The sequence below is a fragment of the Streptomyces sp. NPDC033136 genome, assembly GCF_055578235.1.
This window is the reverse complement of record NZ_JBVIPD010000033.1, coordinates 21087-38350: the sequence shown is the minus strand read 5'-3', so window position 1 is coordinate 38350 and position 17264 is coordinate 21087. Positions and strand designations below refer to the sequence as shown.

The 17264-nt window shown below is 71.9% G+C and carries 18 protein-coding genes; 11 read left to right on the top strand and 7 right to left on the bottom strand.

Annotated features, from left to right (window positions below; translation table 11 throughout):
* Positions 1-27: 27 nt before the first annotated feature.
* Complete coding sequence (locus tag ACZ5TL_RS36750; RefSeq protein ID WP_468595137.1) at positions 28-1758, top strand: N-acyl-D-amino-acid deacylase family protein; 1731 nt, start codon at positions 28-30, stop codon at positions 1756-1758.
* Complete coding sequence (locus tag ACZ5TL_RS36745; RefSeq protein WP_468595136.1) at positions 1755-3206, top strand: aldehyde dehydrogenase family protein; 1452 nt, start codon at positions 1755-1757, stop codon at positions 3204-3206. Before ACZ5TL_RS36750 ends, ACZ5TL_RS36745 begins: the two co-directional genes overlap by 4 nt.
* Positions 3207-3259: 53 nt before the next feature.
* Here ACZ5TL_RS36745 and ACZ5TL_RS36740 read toward each other — a convergent pair whose 3' ends face one another.
* Complete coding sequence (locus ACZ5TL_RS36740) at positions 3260-3652, bottom strand: nitroreductase/quinone reductase family protein (RefSeq protein WP_468595135.1); 393 nt, start codon at positions 3650-3652, stop codon at positions 3260-3262.
* A 98-nt stretch (positions 3653-3750) separates the two neighbouring features.
* On the opposite strand from ACZ5TL_RS36740, the gene ACZ5TL_RS36735 reads away from it, so the two are divergent.
* Complete coding sequence (locus ACZ5TL_RS36735; protein ID WP_468595134.1) at positions 3751-4587, top strand: endonuclease/exonuclease/phosphatase family protein; 837 nt, start codon at positions 3751-3753, stop codon at positions 4585-4587.
* Between the two features lie 7 nt (positions 4588-4594).
* On the opposite strand, the gene ACZ5TL_RS36730 is transcribed toward ACZ5TL_RS36735, so the two are convergent.
* Complete coding sequence (locus ACZ5TL_RS36730; protein ID WP_468595133.1) at positions 4595-6124, bottom strand: CehA/McbA family metallohydrolase; 1530 nt, start codon at positions 6122-6124, stop codon at positions 4595-4597.
* Between the two features lie 244 nt (positions 6125-6368).
* Between ACZ5TL_RS36730 and ACZ5TL_RS36725 the strand changes: the two genes are divergently transcribed.
* The 3 genes from ACZ5TL_RS36725 to ACZ5TL_RS36715 all read left to right on the top strand — a co-directional run bounded on the left by ACZ5TL_RS36725 (position 6369) and on the right by ACZ5TL_RS36715 (position 10193).
* Positions 6369-7214 carry an LLM class F420-dependent oxidoreductase gene (locus tag ACZ5TL_RS36725; RefSeq protein WP_468595132.1) on the top strand — a complete coding sequence of 282 codons (846 nt, stop codon included), beginning with the start codon at positions 6369-6371 and terminating at the stop codon, positions 7212-7214.
* A 170-nt stretch (positions 7215-7384) separates the two neighbouring features.
* Entirely contained in the window at positions 7385-7564 is a 180-nt protein-coding gene (locus ACZ5TL_RS36720) for a hypothetical protein (RefSeq protein WP_468595131.1), read from the top strand.
* A gap of 43 nt (positions 7565-7607) precedes the next feature.
* Positions 7608-10193 carry a bifunctional FO biosynthesis protein CofGH gene (locus ACZ5TL_RS36715; protein ID WP_468595130.1) on the top strand — a complete coding sequence of 862 codons (2586 nt, stop codon included), beginning with the start codon at positions 7608-7610 and terminating at the stop codon, positions 10191-10193.
* Positions 10194-10226: 33 nt separating this feature from the next.
* Here the strand turns inward: ACZ5TL_RS36715 and ACZ5TL_RS36710 are convergent, their stop codons facing one another.
* A complete protein-coding gene (locus ACZ5TL_RS36710; protein WP_468595129.1) occupies positions 10227-11636 on the bottom strand; it encodes a hypothetical protein in 1410 nt (469 codons plus the stop codon).
* Positions 11637-11686: 50 nt separating this feature from the next.
* Entirely contained in the window at positions 11687-12157 is a 471-nt protein-coding gene (locus tag ACZ5TL_RS36705; protein ID WP_468595128.1) for a GtrA family protein, read from the bottom strand.
* 105 nt (positions 12158-12262) lie between these two features.
* On the opposite strand from ACZ5TL_RS36705, the gene ACZ5TL_RS36700 reads away from it, so the two are divergent.
* Positions 12263-13255: a glycosyltransferase family 2 protein gene (locus tag ACZ5TL_RS36700; RefSeq protein WP_468595127.1), complete on the top strand. Its 993-nt coding sequence runs from the start codon at positions 12263-12265 to the stop codon at positions 13253-13255.
* A gap of 83 nt (positions 13256-13338) precedes the next feature.
* Positions 13339-13899, top strand: a complete 561-nt coding sequence (locus tag ACZ5TL_RS36695; protein WP_468595126.1) for a hypothetical protein — start codon at positions 13339-13341, stop codon at positions 13897-13899.
* 9 nt (positions 13900-13908) lie between these two features.
* Here the strand turns inward: ACZ5TL_RS36695 and ACZ5TL_RS36690 are convergent, their stop codons facing one another.
* Positions 13909-14418, bottom strand: coding sequence for a DUF2165 domain-containing protein (locus ACZ5TL_RS36690; protein ID WP_468595125.1), 510 nt, complete (start codon positions 14416-14418; stop codon positions 13909-13911).
* A 220-nt stretch (positions 14419-14638) separates the two neighbouring features.
* Here ACZ5TL_RS36690 and ACZ5TL_RS36685 point away from each other — a divergent pair, with 220 nt between their 5' ends.
* The gene (locus tag ACZ5TL_RS36685) at positions 14639-14917 is read left to right on the top strand and encodes a GlsB/YeaQ/YmgE family stress response membrane protein (protein ID WP_468595163.1); all 279 of its coding nucleotides are present in this window, start codon (positions 14639-14641) and stop codon (positions 14915-14917) included.
* Between the two features lie 98 nt (positions 14918-15015).
* Here the strand turns inward: ACZ5TL_RS36685 and ACZ5TL_RS36680 are convergent, their stop codons facing one another.
* Both ACZ5TL_RS36680 and ACZ5TL_RS36675 read right to left on the bottom strand, forming a co-directional pair.
* A complete protein-coding gene (locus ACZ5TL_RS36680; RefSeq protein ID WP_468595124.1) occupies positions 15016-15207 on the bottom strand; it encodes a DUF397 domain-containing protein in 192 nt (63 codons plus the stop codon).
* Positions 15204-16016, bottom strand: a complete 813-nt coding sequence (locus tag ACZ5TL_RS36675; protein WP_468595123.1) for a helix-turn-helix domain-containing protein — start codon at positions 16014-16016, stop codon at positions 15204-15206. The genes ACZ5TL_RS36680 and ACZ5TL_RS36675 overlap by 4 nt, the downstream gene beginning before the upstream one ends.
* A gap of 113 nt (positions 16017-16129) precedes the next feature.
* Between ACZ5TL_RS36675 and ACZ5TL_RS36670 the strand changes: the two genes are divergently transcribed.
* Together ACZ5TL_RS36670 and ACZ5TL_RS36665 are read left to right on the top strand one after the other, a co-directional pair.
* Positions 16130-16579: an ATP-binding protein gene (locus tag ACZ5TL_RS36670; protein ID WP_468595122.1), complete on the top strand. Its 450-nt coding sequence runs from the start codon at positions 16130-16132 to the stop codon at positions 16577-16579.
* A 9-nt stretch (positions 16580-16588) separates the two neighbouring features.
* Positions 16589-17185, top strand: a complete 597-nt coding sequence (locus ACZ5TL_RS36665) for a hypothetical protein (protein WP_468595121.1) — start codon at positions 16589-16591, stop codon at positions 17183-17185.
* Positions 17186-17264: the final 79 nt, after the last annotated feature.

Genomic DNA, 17264 nt, shown 5'->3' with positions numbered 1-17264 from the left:
CACTGGATCCGAGGGAGTTGAATACTCGTGCTCGATCACGTCATCAGGAGTGCGATCGTCGTGGACGGGACGGGTGCCCCGGCGTACACCGCCGACATCGGCATCCGCGACGGCCGGATCGCCGTCGTAGGCCGGGTCGACCAGGAAACCCGCACCACCGAGGACGCCGCCGGCCTCGTCCTCACCCCCGGCTTCGTCGACCCCCACACCCACTACGACGCGCAACTCTTCTGGGATCCGTACGCCACACCCTCCCTCAACCACGGGGTCACCACCGTCGCCGGCGGCAACTGCGGTTTCACTCTGGCGCCGCTGAACCCGGACCGGCCCGAGGACGCCGACTACACGCGGCGGATGATGTCCAAGGTCGAGGGCATGTCGCTGGTGGCGCTGGAGGAGGGGGCGCCCTGGAACTGGCACGGGTTCGGGGAGTATCTCGATGCCCTGGAGGGGCGGATCGCCGTGAACGCCGGGTTCATGGTGGGGCACTGTGCGCTGCGGCGGTACGTGATGGGCCCGGAGGCCGTGGGCGGCCAGCCGACGCCGGAGCAACTGGCCGCGATGGTGCGGTTGCTGCGCGAGGCCATGGACGCCGGGGCGTGGGGGCTGTCCACGACCCAGTCGAGCAGCCACTCCGACGGCGACGGGAAACCGGTCGCCTCCCGGCACGCCGAGCCGGCCGAACTCCTGGCGCTGTCCCGGGCCGTCGGTGAGCACGAGGGCACGCAGATCGAGGCGATCGTCGCGGGCTGTCTCGATCAGTTCAGCGACGCCGAGATCGACCTGTTCGTGGAGATGAGCGCGGCGGCGGGGCGGCCGCTCAACTGGAACGTGCTCACGATCGACGCGGCCGTGCCCGAGCGGGTGCCCCGGCAGTTGCTCGCGAGCGAGCAGGCGCGGAAGGCGGGCGGCAGGGTCGTGGCCCTGACCATGCCGATCCTCACGCCCATGAACATGTCGCTCGGCACCTTCTGCGCACTGAACCTCATCCCCGGGTGGGGGCCCGTGCTCGGGCTGCCCGTGCCCGAGCGGATCGAGAAGCTGCGGGATCCCGGCGTCCGGGCCGAGCTGCTGCGGCGCGCGAACTCCAAGGAGGCCGGCGTCTTCCGGCGGCTCGCGAACTTCGGGCGGTACGTCATCGGCGACACCTACAGCGAGGCGAACGCGGGGCTGACCGGCCGGGTCGTGAAGGACATCGCCGTGGAGCGCGGCCAGGAACCCTTCGCGTGCCTGGTGGAGATCTGCGCCAACGACGAGCTGCGTACGGTGCTGTGGCCGATGCCGCCCGACAACGACCCGGCGTCCTGGGCGCTGCGCGCGGAGACCTGGCAGCACGAGGACGTGCTGCTCGGCGGGTCCGACGCGGGCGCCCACCTGGACCGGATGTGCGGGGCGCCGTACACCACCCGGTTCCTCGGGGACTGCCTGCGCGGGCGGAAGCTCGTCGGCCTGGAGCAGGCCGTGAAGATGCTGACCGACGCCCCGGCCCGGCTCTTCGGCCTGCGTGAGCGGGGGCAGGTGCGGGAGGGCTGGCACGCGGACCTCGTCCTGTTCGACCCGGAGCGGATCGACGCGGGCCCGGCCACCCTGGTCCACGACCTGCCGGGCGACAGCCCACGGCTGGACTCCCGGGCGCTCGGCGTGCGGGCCGTGTGGGTCAACGGCGTCGAGGCGATCCGGGACGACGTGGTGACCGGGGCGGTGCCCGGCCGGGTGCTCCGCTCCGGGCGGGACACGGAGACGGTGAGCACGCGGTGACGGCGGGGCAGCCGCTGTTCGTCGGCGGCTCCTGGGTGGAGCCGGACGGCGGGCACTACGCGGTGATCGACCCGGCGACCGAGGAGACCGTCGGGTGGGCGCCGGAGGCCTCCCGGGATCAGGTGCGCGCGGCCTGCGCCGCGGCCCGGGAGGCCTTGGGGCCGTGGTCGCGCACGGCGCCGGAGGAGCGCGCCGCGGTGCTGGCCCGGGCGGCGCGGATCATCGCCGATCGCAGCGAGGAGTACGCGGGGCTCGCCCGGGCCGAGACCGGCGCGACCACCGGCACCGCGCGCGGCATGCAGGTCGGGGTCGCCGCCGCCCGCTTCCGGCGCTACGCGCGCGTGGAGCCCGCCGAGTGGGCGATCCCACCGCAGATCAACGAGGCCGGGCCCATGGGGAGGGCGGGCGTGATGGGCGCCCTGGCCGTCCGCCAGCCCGTCGGGGTCGTCACCTGCGTCACCTCGTACAACAACCCCTGGGCCAATGCGGCCGGGAAGGTCGCCCCCGCCCTGGCCATGGGCAACACGGTCGTGGTGAAGCCCGCCCCACAGGATCCGCTGTCGGTCTACCGGATGGCCGAGGCGCTGGAGGCGGCCGGGGTGCCGCCGGGCGTGGTCAACGTCGTGTCGGGGCGATCGACCGGGGTCGGCGAGGCGGCCGTGGAGTCGCCCGACGTCGACATGGTCAGCTTCACCGGCTCCACGGCGGTCGGGCAGCGCATCGCCGAGGTGTGCGGGCGGGGCATGAAGCGGCAGTTGATGGAGCTGGGCGGGAAGGGCGCGGCGGTCGTCTTCGACGACGCCGACCTCGGCTCGGCCGTGGCCGGCATCGGCACCACCTTCTCCTTCTACAGCGGGCAGATCTGCACGGCACCGACGCGGGTGCTGGCCCAGCGCGGGGTGTACGACCGGGTGGTCGGGCAACTGGCCGCCTACGCGGACCGCTTGAAGGTCGGGGACCCGAGGGAGCCGGACACGGTGGTCGGGCCGGTGATCTCGGCGGCGCACCGGGACCGGGTGGAGTCGTACGTCGAACTGGGCCGCAAGGAAGGCGCGACGGTGGTCGCCGGTGGCGAACGTCCGGACCTGCCGGCCGGCTTCCACGTCGCCCCGACCCTGCTCGCCGACTGCACCAACGACATGCGTGTGGCCCGCGAGGAGATCTTCGGGCCGGTGGTGGTCGTAGTCCCCTTCGACGACGAGGAGGAGGGCATCGCGTTCGCCAACGACACCGACTACGGCCTGATCGACTACGTCTGGTCGGGTGACGTGGCCCGTGCCTTCCGGGTGGCGCGGCGGCTCCGGGCCGGGGGCGTCGGGGTGAACACCGTGGGCCGGAACATGGAGGCACCCTTCGGCGGGTTCAAGCAGAGCGGGGTCGGCCGGGACGTCGGCTCGTACGCGCTGCACGCCTACAGCGAGGTGCAGGCGATCGTCTGGCCGGGGTGACTCACGGGGCCTTTCGCTGTGAGCGACCCGGGCGGGCACAGTGAAAGGACCCCTCAGTCCGCGAGGTCGACCCGCACCGTCAGCAGATCGGTCCCCAGCGCCCGCACCCCCAGGCTGTTGACCCGGGGCAGCCGCCGCAGTCGCGCCACCGGATCGTCCCCCGGCACCAGATGCGCGGTCCCCGCGTGCCACCGCCCCCGGACGCGCACCCGCACCCGCGGATCGGCCTTGATGTTGCGGACGTACTGCGACCGTTCGCCGAACTCCGAGACGATCCAGAAGGAGTCGCCGACGCGGCGGCCGCCCACCGGTGTCCGGCGGGGCACGCCCGAGACACGGCCCGTGGTCTCCAGGACGGTCTGGAGGGGGAGGCGGCGCATGAGGGGGTTGATGCGGCGCTGGAAGGCCGTGGTGGCGCGGAACCTCAGGTCGGTGTGGCGGGACATGGCCGGCGGTCTCCTTCACACGTAGCTCTCACGGAATCTGCAATGGTTCCTGCTTCAATGATCCCGGACGCGGCGACGACGGGAGCGGGTGGCTGCGGATGCGGATCGTGACCTGGAACCTGTGGTGGCGCTTCGGGCCGTGGCAAGCGCGGCAGAAGGCGATCCTGGCGGCCCTGCGGGAGCTGCGGCCCGATGTCGTGGGCCTGCAGGAGGTGTGGGCCGCCGACGGGGAGAACCTCGCCGAGTGGCTCGCCGGTGAGCTGGGCCTGCACTGGGCCTGGGCCGCCTCGCCCGCCCCGGAGCGCTGGCGGCGGCGGATCGGGGACCCCACCGTCGACATAGGAAACGCCGTGCTCAGCAGATGGCCGGTCGTCGACCAGGACATGCTGCCGCTGCCCGCCCCGGCGGACCTGGACGACGGCCGCCTGGCGCTCTACGCCCGCCTGGCCGGGCCCGGCCACGAGATCCCCTTCTTCACCACCCACTTCACCTCCGCCGAGCACGCCTCGGCGGTCCGCTGCCGCCAAGTCGCCGCACTCGCCGGGTTCGTCGCCCGCCATCGCGGCGGCACCCCCTTCCCGCCCGTCGTCACCGGCGACCTCAACGCCTGGCCCGACTCCGACGAGGTCCGCCTCCTCGGCGGCTACAAGACCGCCCCGGCCGTGCCCCGGCAGGTCCTCCGCGACGCGTGGGAGTACGCCGGCCCGGCCGCGCCGTCCGCCACCTGGGACGCGGCCAACCCGTACGTGGCGCCGACCCACGAGCCGAGCGTGCGCATCGACTACATCCACGTGGGCCTGCCCGGCCCCGGCGGACTCGGCCACGTACGGGACGTCCGGCGGGCGTGCGACGGCCCGGTGGACGGGGTGTGGCCGTCGGATCACGCGGCGGTGGTGGCAGACCTGGCGGAGGGGCCGGGCTCCGGCCGGGGCTGACGTCACCTCATCCCGTGGCACGTCCCAGGAAGACCGGATTCGTGAAGGCCGCCATCGGCCCCGGCACCGGTCCCGCCGCCGCCTCGTGCCGCACCTCGGCCCGGACGTACGCCGCGTACGACGGTGTCGTCCGCCACTCCACGACCCCCGAGCCGGACACCGGCAGCGGGGCGCTGGTGTGCAGCACGCCCTGGTCTGTGACGAAACGGGCCGTGCAGCGCGGGGCGCCCGTCACCTCAAGGCGGACGGCGACGGGGGTGTCGTGGCCGACCGTGAGCCGCTCTCCGATGCCGGCGTGCTCACCGCGGCCGCCGGACACCCCGAACGACAGCGCGACCCTGGCCGACTCGGCCACGTAGGACCGGCCCGCCCGGATGCCGTCCTGGATCGCCTCCCGGGTCAGGTCGTCGGCCAGGACGACCGTCTGGGGGCTGCCCACGGCGTCCGGGGCTCGGTGGGCGTCGCTGCCGCCCATCGCCGGGAGCCAGGCGCGCCCGTCCCGTACGGACGCCACCAGCATGCTGTCCCAGTCGGCGAGGGCGACCTCGTCGTCGGGCGTGTAGGGGCCGTTCCACGCCTCGACCGCGTCGGCCTCGCCGAAGCCGAACTTCCAGTTGCAGCCGACGCAGATGGCGTGCGGGTGGGCCGGGACGACCAGGCCGCCGGCGCGGCGGATCTGCCGGGCGAACCGGCCGAAGCGGTTGTCGCGGGCACGGTAGCGCCAGTCGACGAAGGTGCCCGGGTCGGTGCCGAGCGCCACCACGTGCCCGTTCCGCGTCGTGACCTCCTCACCCAGCATGACCAGCAGGTCGTCCCCGGCCACGTCGGCCCAGTGGGCGTGCGCCGCGTGCGTGTTGTGCTCGGAGGAGTTGATGAAGTCCAGGCCGGCCGCCCGGGCCAGTTCCCCGATCTCGGTGGGGGTGCGGCGGCCGTCGGAGTACCAGGAGTGCAGATGGCAGTCGCCCCTGTACCAGGCACGCCCGCGACCCCGCGCGCGGTCCGGCGGGTACACCGGCCGGGCGGCCTCGCCCGCCTCGCCGTACGTCAGCGTGACCGTGATCTCGTACGACAGGCCCTGCGGGGCGACCGTGTACGGGCCGAGCGCGATGTGCCACCTGCCCGCGCGCACCGGGCCGGGGAGATAGCCGGGCGTTGCGTCGTCGGCGCGGACGAAGAACTCGGTGCGCGCCCCGCCCGACCAGCCGCGGAAGCCCCGGCCGCCGAGTTCGGTACCGCGCTCGTCGAAGATCCCGATGTCGAGGGCGTTGCCGGTGGTGCCCGCCGGGACGGACGGCCGGTCGTAGCCGTAGGCGACCCTGATCTCCCGCACCCCGGCCGGGACCTCGACGGGCACGTACACGAAGTCGGGCGACCCGGGCGGGAGCGTGCCCCGCACCGTTCTGCTCTCCCGGTCCCCGTCGCCCTGGTCCGCGTCGGCCGCTGAAGCGAAGCTCACGCCTCCCAACGTAAGCGCGGCGGCCGCTCCCGTCATGAGCAGGGCGCGGCGGCCGAGCCCGCCGTGGTCGTCCTCGCACATGCTGCTGCTCCCCAGGTGTCGTCGGTGACAGGGCATGGGTGGTGTGCGGTGGTGCGGGGTGTGCGGGGTGTGCGGGGGGTGGTGCGTGCAACGGTCGTATTCAGCCGTGAACCGGCGGGCAAGGGAAGAAGACCCGGCGGCGGGCAGCAGCGGAACAGGCCGCGCGGCCCGGCACTCGCCACGGTCACGCGAATGCCGACCGGTCGGTATGGACAGTCGGTCGCCCCTCGGGTACAGATGGGTCATGCGCATCGCCGTGACGATCTTCCTCACCGACGAGACGATCACCCCGACCCGGCTCGCACGCGAGCTGGAGGACCGGGGCTTCGCCGGGCTGTATCTGCCCGAGCACACGCACATCCCCGTCGAGCGGACCACGCCGTACCCGGCGGGCGGTGAGCTGCCGCGCGAGTACGGCCGCACCTTCGACCCGTTCGTGGCCCTCGGCCAGGCCGCCGCCGTCACCGAGCGGCTCGGGCTGGGCACGGGCATCACGCTCGTCGCCCAGCACGACCCGATCGACCTGGCCAAGCAGGTCGCGACCCTGGACCATCTCTCGGGTGGCCGGTTCACCCTCGGGGTGGGCTTCGGCTGGAACGTCGAGGAGGCCGCCGATCACGGCGTGCGGTGGAGCACCCGGCGCGCGCTGGTCCGGGACCGGATGGCGCTGATGCGGGCCCTGTGGTCGGAGGAGCCGACCCCGTACGAGGGGGAGTTCGGCAGCGTCCGGGCCAGTCACGCGCACCCCAAGCCCGTGCAGAAGCCGCGCGGCCCGGTCGTCGGCCCGCGCACGCTGGTCGGCGGGGCCGCCGGGCCCAAGCTGTTCGCCCACATCTGCGAGTGCGCCGACGGCTGGCTGCCCATCGGCGGACGCGGCCTGTCCGAGTCCCTGCCCCTGCTGCGCACCGCCTGGGCCGAGGCGGGCCGCGACCCCCAGGCCCTCCAGATCGTCCCGTACGCCGTCCACCCGGCCCCGGGCAAGCTCGCCCACTACGCCGACCTCGGCATCGAGGAGGTCGTCACGCAGCTGCCTCCGGCGGGGGAGGCGGAGGTGCTGAGGGCCCTGGACGGCCTCGCGGAGTACCTCTGACAACTGCCCTGCCAGACAAGGTGGTTCGCCTCCTCTACTAAACTGCGGATCAGTAACCGACCCGGGTGCCCACCCCTGCGCGACTGACCACCGCGCCGCACGGGACGAGGCTCCTGCTCGCAGTCATGACGGGGGAGAGTGTTGTGAGGCTTGTCTGGTTCTCTTGGCTCGTGCGCCATTTCGGCGAGTACGGCTACAGCGAGGGGCCGCTGCGCGGCGCGATCGGCACGGCCGCGGTGCTCGTGACCGCCGCGCTGCTCTGGTTCACCCTGCACCGCAACCGGCCGGCCGCCGTGGCCGCAGCCGGTCTCGTGTCCGTCCTGGGCATCGGGTGGCTGGCCTTCCACTGACGGGGTTCCCCACGCCTGATCAGCGCACTCGTATGCTCGAAGGATGACGACTTCCGCGACCTCCGGAACCGGCCCCACCGAGAACTCCATGCGTCGCGCCCTGAAACGGGCCAGGGACGGCGTCGCGCTCGACGTCGCCGAGGCGGCGGTCCTGCTCCAGGCCCGGGGCGAGCGGCTGGAGGACCTGTCGGCCTCGGCCGCCCGGGTGCGGGACGCGGGCCTGGAGGCGGCCGGCCGCCCCGGCGTCATCACGTACTCGAAGAGCGTCTTCATCCCCCTGACCCGGCTGTGCCGGGACAAGTGCCACTACTGCACGTTCGTCACCGTCCCCGGCAAGCTGCGCCGCGACGGCCACGGGATGTTCATGTCCCCCGACGAGGTACTGGACATCGCCCGCAAGGGCGCCGCCCTCGGCTGCAAGGAAGCCCTCATCACCCTCGGCGACAAGCCCGAGGACCGCTGGCCCGAGGCGCGTGAGTGGCTCGACGCGCACGGCTACGACGACACCCTCGCCTACGTCCGTGCCATCTCCATCCGCATCCTGGAGGAGACGGGCCTGCTGCCCCATCTGAACCCGGGGGTGATGAGCTGGACCGACTTCCAGCGGCTGAAGCCCGTCGCGCCCAGCATGGGCATGATGCTGGAGACCACCGCGACCCGGCTCTGGTCCGAGCCGGGCGGCCCCCACCACGGCTCTCCCGACAAGGAGCCCGCCGTCCGCCTGCGCGTCCTCGAGGACGCGGGCCGCTCCTCCGTCCCCTTCACCTCGGGGATCCTCATAGGCATCGGCGAGACCCACGAGGAGCGCGCCGAGTCCCTGTTCGCGCTGCGGAAGGTCTCCCGGGCCTACCACGGCGTCCAGGAACTGATCATCCAGAACTTCCGCGCCAAGCCGGACACCGCGATGCGCGGCATGCCGGACGCGGAACTGGACGAACTGGTCGCCACGGTGGCCGTCGCCCGCCTCCTGATGGGCCCCTCGGGCTGTATCCAGGCCCCGCCCAACCTCGTCGACGACGAGTACGAGCGGCTCATCGGCGCCGGCATCGACGACTGGGGCGGGGTCTCCCCGCTCACCATCGACCACGTCAACCCCGAGCGCCCCTGGCCGCAGATCGACCAGCTCGCCGAGAAGTCCCGCGCCGCCGGTTTCGAACTGCGCGAACGACTCTGCGTGTACCCGGAGTTCGTCCGGCGCGGCGAGCCGTGGCTGGACCCGCGGCTGCGCCCGCACGTGGCCGCGCTGGCCGACCCGGAGACCGGCCTCGCCCGCCCCGAGGCCCTGCCGGAGGGCCTGCCGTGGCAGGAGCCGGAGGAGGTCTTCGTCGCGTCCGGCCGCACGGACCTGCACTCCTCGATCGACACCGAGGGCCGCAGCGGCGACCGCCGGGACGACTTCGACGAGGTGTACGGCGACTGGGGCGCCCTGCGCGAGGCCGCCGCCCCGGGCATGGCACCCGAGCGCATCGACACCGACGTACGGCAGGCCCTGCGCACGGCCGCCGACGACCCGACGAAGCTCACCGACGACGAGGCGCTGGCCCTGCTGCACGCGGACGGCCCGGCGCTGGACGCCCTCGCCCGGGTCGCCGACGACGTACGGAAGTCGGCCGTCGGCGACGACGTCACCTACATCGTCACCCGCAACATCAACTTCACCAACGTCTGCTACACCGGCTGCCGCTTCTGCGCCTTCGCCCAGCGCCGCACGGACGCCGACGCCTACACCCTCTCCCTCGACCAGGTCGCCGACCGGGCCCAGCAGGCCTGGGACGTCGGCGCGGTGGAGGTCTGCATGCAGGGCGGCATCCACCCGGACCTGCCCGGCACGGCGTACTTCGACATCGCGCGGGCCGTGAAGGAACGCGTGCCCGGCATGCACGTGCACGCCTTCTCGCCGATGGAGGTCGTCAACGGCGCGACCCGCACCGGCATGTCGGTCCGCGAGTGGCTCACCGCCGCCAAGGAGGCGGGCCTGGACACCATCCCGGGCACGGCCGCCGAGATCCTCGACGACGAGGTCCGCTGGATCCTCACCAAGGGCAAGCTGCCCGCGGCGGACTGGATCGACGTCGTGACGACGGCCCACGAGCTGGGCATCCGGTCGTCCTCGACGATGATGTACGGGCATGTGGACCAGCCCCGTCACTGGCTCGGGCACCTGCGCACCCTCGCCGGCATCCAGCAGCGCACGGGCGGCTTCACCGAGTTCGTGACGCTGCCGTTCGTGCACACCAACGCGCCGGTGTACCTGGCGGGGATCGCCCGCCCGGGCCCGACCCTGCGGGACAACCGCGCGGTCACGGCCATGGCCCGGCTCCTGCTGCACCCGCACATCCCCAACATCCAGACCAGCTGGGTCAAGCTGGGCACCGAGGGCGCGGCCGAGATGCTCCGCTCGGGCGCCAACGACCTCGGCGGGACGCTCATGGAGGAGACCATCTCCCGCATGGCGGGCTCGTCGTACGGCTCGTACAAGTCGGTGAAGGACCTGATCGCGGTGGCGGACGCGGCGGGCCGCCCGGCCAGGCCCCGCACCACCCTGTACGGGGAGGTCCCCCAGGAGCGGCAGCGGACGGCACAGGCGTCGGACGGGCACCTGCCGGAGCTGCTGCCGGTGCTGGACTGACAGTGACGATTCCGGCTGACCGAGGCAGGCTGTCTACTGGCCCCCGGCGTCCGCCGGCTGATGCGCCGTCGAGGCGCGGTCGGCCGTGGCGCCGGGGGACGCCGGTCGCGGGGGAGTGCCGCGCCGGCCGAGCAGGAGCAGGAGCAGGCCGAGGGCGCCGGCGATGGCCGGCCAGTAGAGGTACCGGTAGTTCGTCGCGGGCATGATCGGCAGGTAGCCGAGGATGTAGGCCGCCGAGCTGATGCCCAGGGCCCGGACCGGCATCGCGAAGACCCCCTTGCCGGGCCGTACGGCGAGCACGAGCGCGACCGTGAGCCAGAACCAGCCGCGGAACAGCCACCGCAGGTCCGCCGCCACGCCGGTGACGTACGTGTCGAGCATGCCCTCCAGCCGGGGATGCGCCACCTCGATGCCCAGGTCGTTGCGGCTGACCCCCGGGTGGTACGGATAGCCGGTCTCGAACAGCAACGACGTGAAGAGCCGCAGCCGGTACCGCAGATACTGCGGCACGTGCCCGCTCATCTCGCGCAGCCACAGGGACGTGATCTCGCCGGAGTCCCCGCGCAGCCCGTCCGCCGGGCGTTCGTAGCAGGCCCAGTAGGCGTCCGACAGGGCCCCGACGCGCTCGCACTCCCGTGCCGCGGCCACGAGCCGGTCCCGCAGGCCGGGTGACACGTCGGCGGACCGCAGTTCGTCCGCCGTCAGCACATGGACGAGGTCGTCGAGCATGATCTGCGCCCCCTGCTTGGTCTGCACCGGCTTCGCGAACAGCGAGATCGCGGCGGCCGGCACGACGAGCCCGGCCACGAGGGCGGCCGTGCACATCACCCACGTACGGCGCCCCGGAGCACGCCACAGCGCGAGGACCAGCAGGGCGAAGACGGGGAGCGCGGCGAAGAAGGCGTTCTTGCGCACGAGCATGGCGTACGCGAGGAACAGCACGCCCAGCCAGAGCAGCCCCCACCGCACGCCCGGGCGCACCCGCCGGTCCCGGATCCGCAGCCCGGTGAACGCGACCGCGCAGGCCGCGAGCAGCGCGAACGCCGTGTGCACGTCCTTCCACACCACCCCGGCGAACGTCAGCACGAAGGGCAGCAGCCCGAGGCCGAGCACGGCGAGCGAACCGCCGCGGCTCGCGGTCAGCCCCCAGACGCACCACGCCAGGACCCACAGCGCGCCCCAGAGGATGACGGACTGCAGGACGGCCATGGCTGCGAACGACCCGGTCACGGCGATGAGCGCCCGCCACACCAGGCTCAGCACGGGCGGATGCCAGTCGGTCAGGGGCCGCTGCCCCCTGGCCTGCCGCAGCTGGTCGAGGCTGTCGGGACTCAGGTAGCCGGGGGCGAACACGAGGATCGTGCCCAGGCAGCAGACCGCGGCGACGGCGGCCAGCCCCCAGACCCAGCGCTGCACACGCGGCAGCCATGTCATTTGTCCCATATGCCGGATGCTAACGGGTCGTCGGTTGCCGACGGCTCAGGGTGCGACGCTCAGGGTGCGACGAAGACGTAGCGCCGGTAGGCGTAGAAGCGGAACAGGGTCGCGAGCACCCAGCCGAGGATGCGGGCGGTGTTGTCACTGAGCGGGGAGTCGAGCCCGAGCAGCTCCCGGGAGGCGAAGACGGTGCCCGCGGTGATGGCGAGCCCGACCCCGTTGGCGACGAGGAACAGGGCCAGTTCGCGGGTCACCCGCTCGCCGTGCTGGTGGCGATAGGTCCAGTAGCGGTTTCCGGCCCAGCTGAAGAGCGCGGCGGCGCCGGTCGCGAGGACGGAGGCCTGGACGGGAGCGGCCGCCATCGGCCCGCCCCGGGCGCCGCCGGGCAGGCCGAAGACGAGCAGGTTGTAGCCGCCGTGGTCCACGACGAAGGCCAGGGCCCCGACGACGCCGAACTTGGCGGCCTCGCGCCAGACGCCTCTGACGGCGTCACGCGCACGCAGTGTCATGGAGGCGAGGACCGGCACGCAGCGAGAGTAGCGACCCGGCGCGCCCCCGCCGTACAGACCCGCCCATATTGCATGATTTTCGACGTATCTGTCGTATCGGTGCCGGTTCGGATGGGAGCAGCCGTGGAGCCGACGATCGCGTGCGTCGTGCCGTGCCACAACGAGGAGGCGGCCGTCGGCAAGGTGGTGGGCGACCTGCGCGCGGCCCTCCCCGAGGCCGTCGTCTACGTCTACGACAACGCCTCCACCGACCGCACCGTGGAGGTCGCCCGTGCGGCGGGCGCGATCGTCCGGGAGGAGTCCCGCAAGGGCAAGGGCAACGTCATCCGCCGCGCCTTCGCCGATGTCGACGCGGACGCGCTGCTCATCATCGACGGCGACGACACCTACGACGCCTCCCGCGCCCGGGACCTGGTGAACCTGCTCTTCGAAGGGCCGTACGACCAGGTCGTCGGCGCCCGCCGTGTGACGGCCGACGGGGCCTACCGGGCCGGGCACGCGGTCGGCAACAGGCTGCTCACCGGGGCGGTGCGGTCCCTCTTCGGCAACGACGTGACCGACATGCTCAGCGGCTACCGGGTCTTCTCGCGCCGCTTCGTGAAGTCCTTCCCGGCGCTGGCCCGCGAGTTCGAGACCGAGACCGAGATGACCATCCACGCCCTCCACCTCCGTCTCCCCACGGCGGAGGCGGTCGTCGACTACCGGGTCCGGCCCGCCGGCGGCGAGAGCAAGCTGCGCACCTACCGGGACGGCTGGCGCATCCTGCGGGTCATCCTCGACCTGGCGCGCCGCGAGCGCCCCTCCCTCGTCCACACCGTGATCGCCGGCGTCCTGGCCCTGATCTCGGTGATCCTCGGCATCCCCGTCATCGCCGACTTCGTCCGCACGGGCACCGTGCCCCGCCTCCCCACGGCGATCCTCGCCGCCGCGATCATGACCATCGCCGCGGTCGTCCTGCTCGTCGGCTACATCCTGGAGTCGCTCACGCACATGCGGCAGGAGCAGATCCGGCTCGTGCACCTCTCCTACCCGGCCCCGGTGCGCTCCCCGCGCCACACCGCCCGCGGGGCGGGCACCGGGCCGGTCCCGGTCCGGAAGGCCGTGGACGGCCCCTGAGCCTCCTGGGGAACAACGGGCTCGCAGTACGATGATCGGAACCCCCGTTCCGCGGGGCCCCGTGACTGAGGAGATGCGTGCCCGTGCCTGCCCGACTTCCTTCGTGGGCCTGGACGACCGGGCTGACCGTGGGAGCGATAGCCGCGGTGACGGTCCTGGCCGTGCAGGCGGACCGGGGTCCGCACCCCACCGCCACCTCGGCCAAGCCGAGCGCCTCGGCGTCGGCGGGAGCGCAGCCCACCGCCACCGCGTCCGTCCCGACCCGGGTGCCCGACGGCTCCGGCACCGGCCGGCGCATCGTCTACTCCCTCGGCGAGAAGCGGGTCTGGCTGGTCGACGCCAGCGAGGCGACCCGCCGCACGTTCACCGTCTGGCCGGGCACCGTCAGCCCCGACCCCGGCACCTACACGGTGTCGTCCCGCAACGCGGCCACGACCGGCTCCGACGGCGTCCGGATCGAGCACATCATCTACTTCGCCGCGAAGTCCGGCGTCTCCGTCGCCTTCTCCCACGCGGTCGACGGAGCCTCGCCACCGCCCGCCGCCTCCGGAGCGAAGACGGGCGGTGTCCGGACGAAGAAGGCGGACGGCACGGCACTGTGGGCGTTCGGCACGGTCGGCACGACCGTGACCGTGGTCAAGTAGGGCCTGGGCTCAGGCGGTTGCCGTCTCCGGCCGCCGGACCGACAACTGGTTGACGATCAGCACGACCCCGCTGAACACGAACACCCGGGTCGCGGCGTCCAGCCCGTTCCAGCTCTTCGACTGCCACATCGAGAACCACTCACCGCCGATCGCGATGAACCCGGCCCCGAAGAGCAGCATCACCATCAGCAACCCGTACGTGGACATCCGCCGGGCGCGCACCTCGTCCCGCCTGGCCCACAGCCAGGTCCCGTATATGAGGACGAGCGCGGCGACGGCCTCCCAGACGATGATCGCGACGTAGGCGGCGTCCTGCAGTGACTGGTTCGTGACGGCCCGCCACATCAGGTCCTCGTCCTTGAACGTGGTGTCCATGGCCAGCACGTGCCGGACGAACTGCTGGTTGGTCCCGAAGTCGGTGATGTTCCCGAAGGCGACAAGTGCCATGTAGAGGGCGACGGATGCGGTGAGCAGCGTGGCGGCGAGAGACAGCCCGCCGCGTGATGTGGAGGTGGCCATGCCGATCATTCTCCCCAGGGGCGGCCGTCCGGTGTACCCGTACTCCGCGGCCGATCCGCCGAACACGCCGCCGCCCGCGTCGACTTCACCGGACCCGGATTACGCCGCTCGTTCGGATCAGAGCAGGCGGAGCCGATGTGAGAAGGCGGTGTTTGCCGGGGGAGATTCGGTGCACCCGATGACTTAACACAATCCTTATATGACGAAGTGGAGAGGCATGATGGGCATCATTGCTTGGATCATCATCGGGCTGCTCGCCGGCGCGATCGCCAAGGCCCTGATGCCGGGCAAGGACCCGGGCGGCATCATCATCACCATGCTCATCGGTGTCGCCGGCGGTCTGCTCGGCGGATGGCTCGGAAAGGTCGTGTTCGGCGTCGACTCCATCGACGGGTTCTTCGAACTCTCCACCTGGATCGCCGCGATCGTCGGCTCCCTCATCCTGCTCGCCCTCTACCGCGTGATCACCGGCAACCGGCACTCGCGCCGTCACGCCTGACCTGTTGAGGGCGCGCCCCTCCGGACACACCTGACGGCTCCCTCCCCTGTTCACAGAAGGAGGAGGGAGCCGTCGGCGTGCGAGGGCGAGGAGACCGTTCAGCGTCCCGCCGCGAACTCCAGGAACTCGGACCAGGCACCGTCGGTGAAGGCCAGCCGACGGCCGTTCTTGTTCTTGGAGTCGCGGATGAGGATGGCGGGGGATGGGGTTCGGGATATGGCGGCCTCGACACAAGCAGGACCGTCATTGCTGCTGTAGCTGCTCTTGTACCAGTCGAGCTCAGTGGTCACGTCTCTTCTCCCAGAACTTTTCCGATGAAGGCCAGGGACTCTTGGGGCGAGAGGGCCTGCGCCCGGATCATTCCATAGCGCATGTCGAGGATCTGGGCGCCCCGAGAATCGCTGATCACGCGATTGTGCAGGTGGGCTTCGAGGTGTCCCAGGGTCTTGCCGTCCTGGAGCTTCAGCACCCCGAACGGGCCTGCCATCCCCGCGTGATCCTCCCGGTCCGTCGGCATGACCTGGATCGACACGTGCCGCAACTCGGCGACCTCCAACAGGTGTTCGAGCTGCTGGCGCAGCACCATTCTGCCTCCGACCGGCCTCCGTAGCGTCGTCTCTTCCTGGACAAAGGTGATGAGTGCTCGCGGCACGCGATCGAACACGGCCTTCCGTGCCATGCGCGCGGCGACGTGCCGCTCGATCTCGTCCTCCGTGAAGGCCGGCCGCCTCATGGCGTACAACGCCTGGGCGTACTCCGGTGTCTGGAGAAGCCCGTTGATCTGGTGGTTGTCGTAGGCCCCGAGTTCGACGGCCTCGTCCTCCAGTTTCGCCAGGTCCCTCACCTTCTTCGGATACCGGGCCTTCTCCACGTCCTCCTTCATCGTGGAGAGCTTGCCGCCGGCGCCCAGCACCTCATCGGCCTTGTCCAGGAAATCCGGCTTCGGAACGCGCCGCGCCCGCTCCACAGAGGAGACCATCTCCTCCCCGTACCCGATGGCCAAGCCCAACTCCGCCTGCTTCAGACCGGCGGCCTCGCGCCACATCTTGATCTGCCGCCCGACCGTCCTGAGCACGGCCGCCGCTTCCTCGTCCTCCACGCCTTCCCCTCCTGACGTACGAGCCGTACGACCCCGCCACGCGTCCGGACAGTCACGCTCCGTACCGAGGTCATCGCTGTTCAGGGTAGGGAGGAACGGCCACGCTGGGTGACATGAGTCAGAAATCCCCCACGCGAACCCCGACCCCCACCCGGTACTTCGCCGTACAACTGTCCGCAACCCGCAGAGGTGCTCGACTGGCCCGCCTGCTCACCGAACGCCAACTCGACGAGTGGGGCGAGCCGTACGAGACCACCGCGCAGGTGGTGGCCGAGCTGGCGTCCAACGCCGTACTGCACGGCCGGGTCCCGGGCAGGGACTTCCGGATCGGCCTCGAACTGCGCCCCGACCACACCCTCCGCATCGAGGTCACGGACGCCCGGGGTGACCGGGTCCCGCGACTCCCCAACCCGGTCGAGGAGGACGCGGAAGGAGGCAGGGGCATGCGCATCGTCGAGGTGCTTGCGGACCGCTGGGGCGTGACGGAGGCACCGGCTCATGCGAAGACGGTATGGGCCGAACTGGCGCTTGATCGTAGCGACTTGGCAGGTCACTCGGTCTAGGGTGGTCGGATGGACGTGGGGGCGGTCTTGATAGCCGTGGCCGGTGTGGCGGGGACGCTCGGGGGTGCGCTGCTCACCCAGCAGGGTGCCGAAAGGGCCAAACGGCGCGAGCTGGAGATGACCCAGGCGCTCCAGGAGAGGCGCGAGAACCGCGAGCTGCGGCGCCGCACCTATACGGAACTGCACCGCGACGCACGGCAGTTCTGCACGGCGATCAGCCGGCACCTGTACGTCATGCGGGACCGCACACCCGGTGACGAGGACGTACAGGCCCTGGAGGCGGCAAAGGACACCTATCGCGACCGCTGGTCGGAGGCGCTGATGATCGCGCCCGACGCGGTGATCGCCCCCGCCCGGGCGGTCAACGAGGCGCTGAACGGGGTGTACGGGCAGGTCAAGCGCCTGGAGCAGGGATCCCCACGGCCAGACGAGACCCTGCGCACGGCTGCTGTGGGTCAGCATGGCATCTGGTCCCTGATCGCCGTCGCGAGGGAAGCGATGCGCCGTGATCTGGGCGTCACCGGGGATACCGGGTCGGGATCGGGCTATCCCGACGCAGAGGTCCTGGCCCGCGACTTCGAGGAGCCGGATCGCGGCCCGTCATGACCCGGCCGGTCCCGCCGCCAAGAACCAAAGAACCGGGGAAAGAACCAACCCACCCCCACCGCCCCCGCAGCTCACCCGC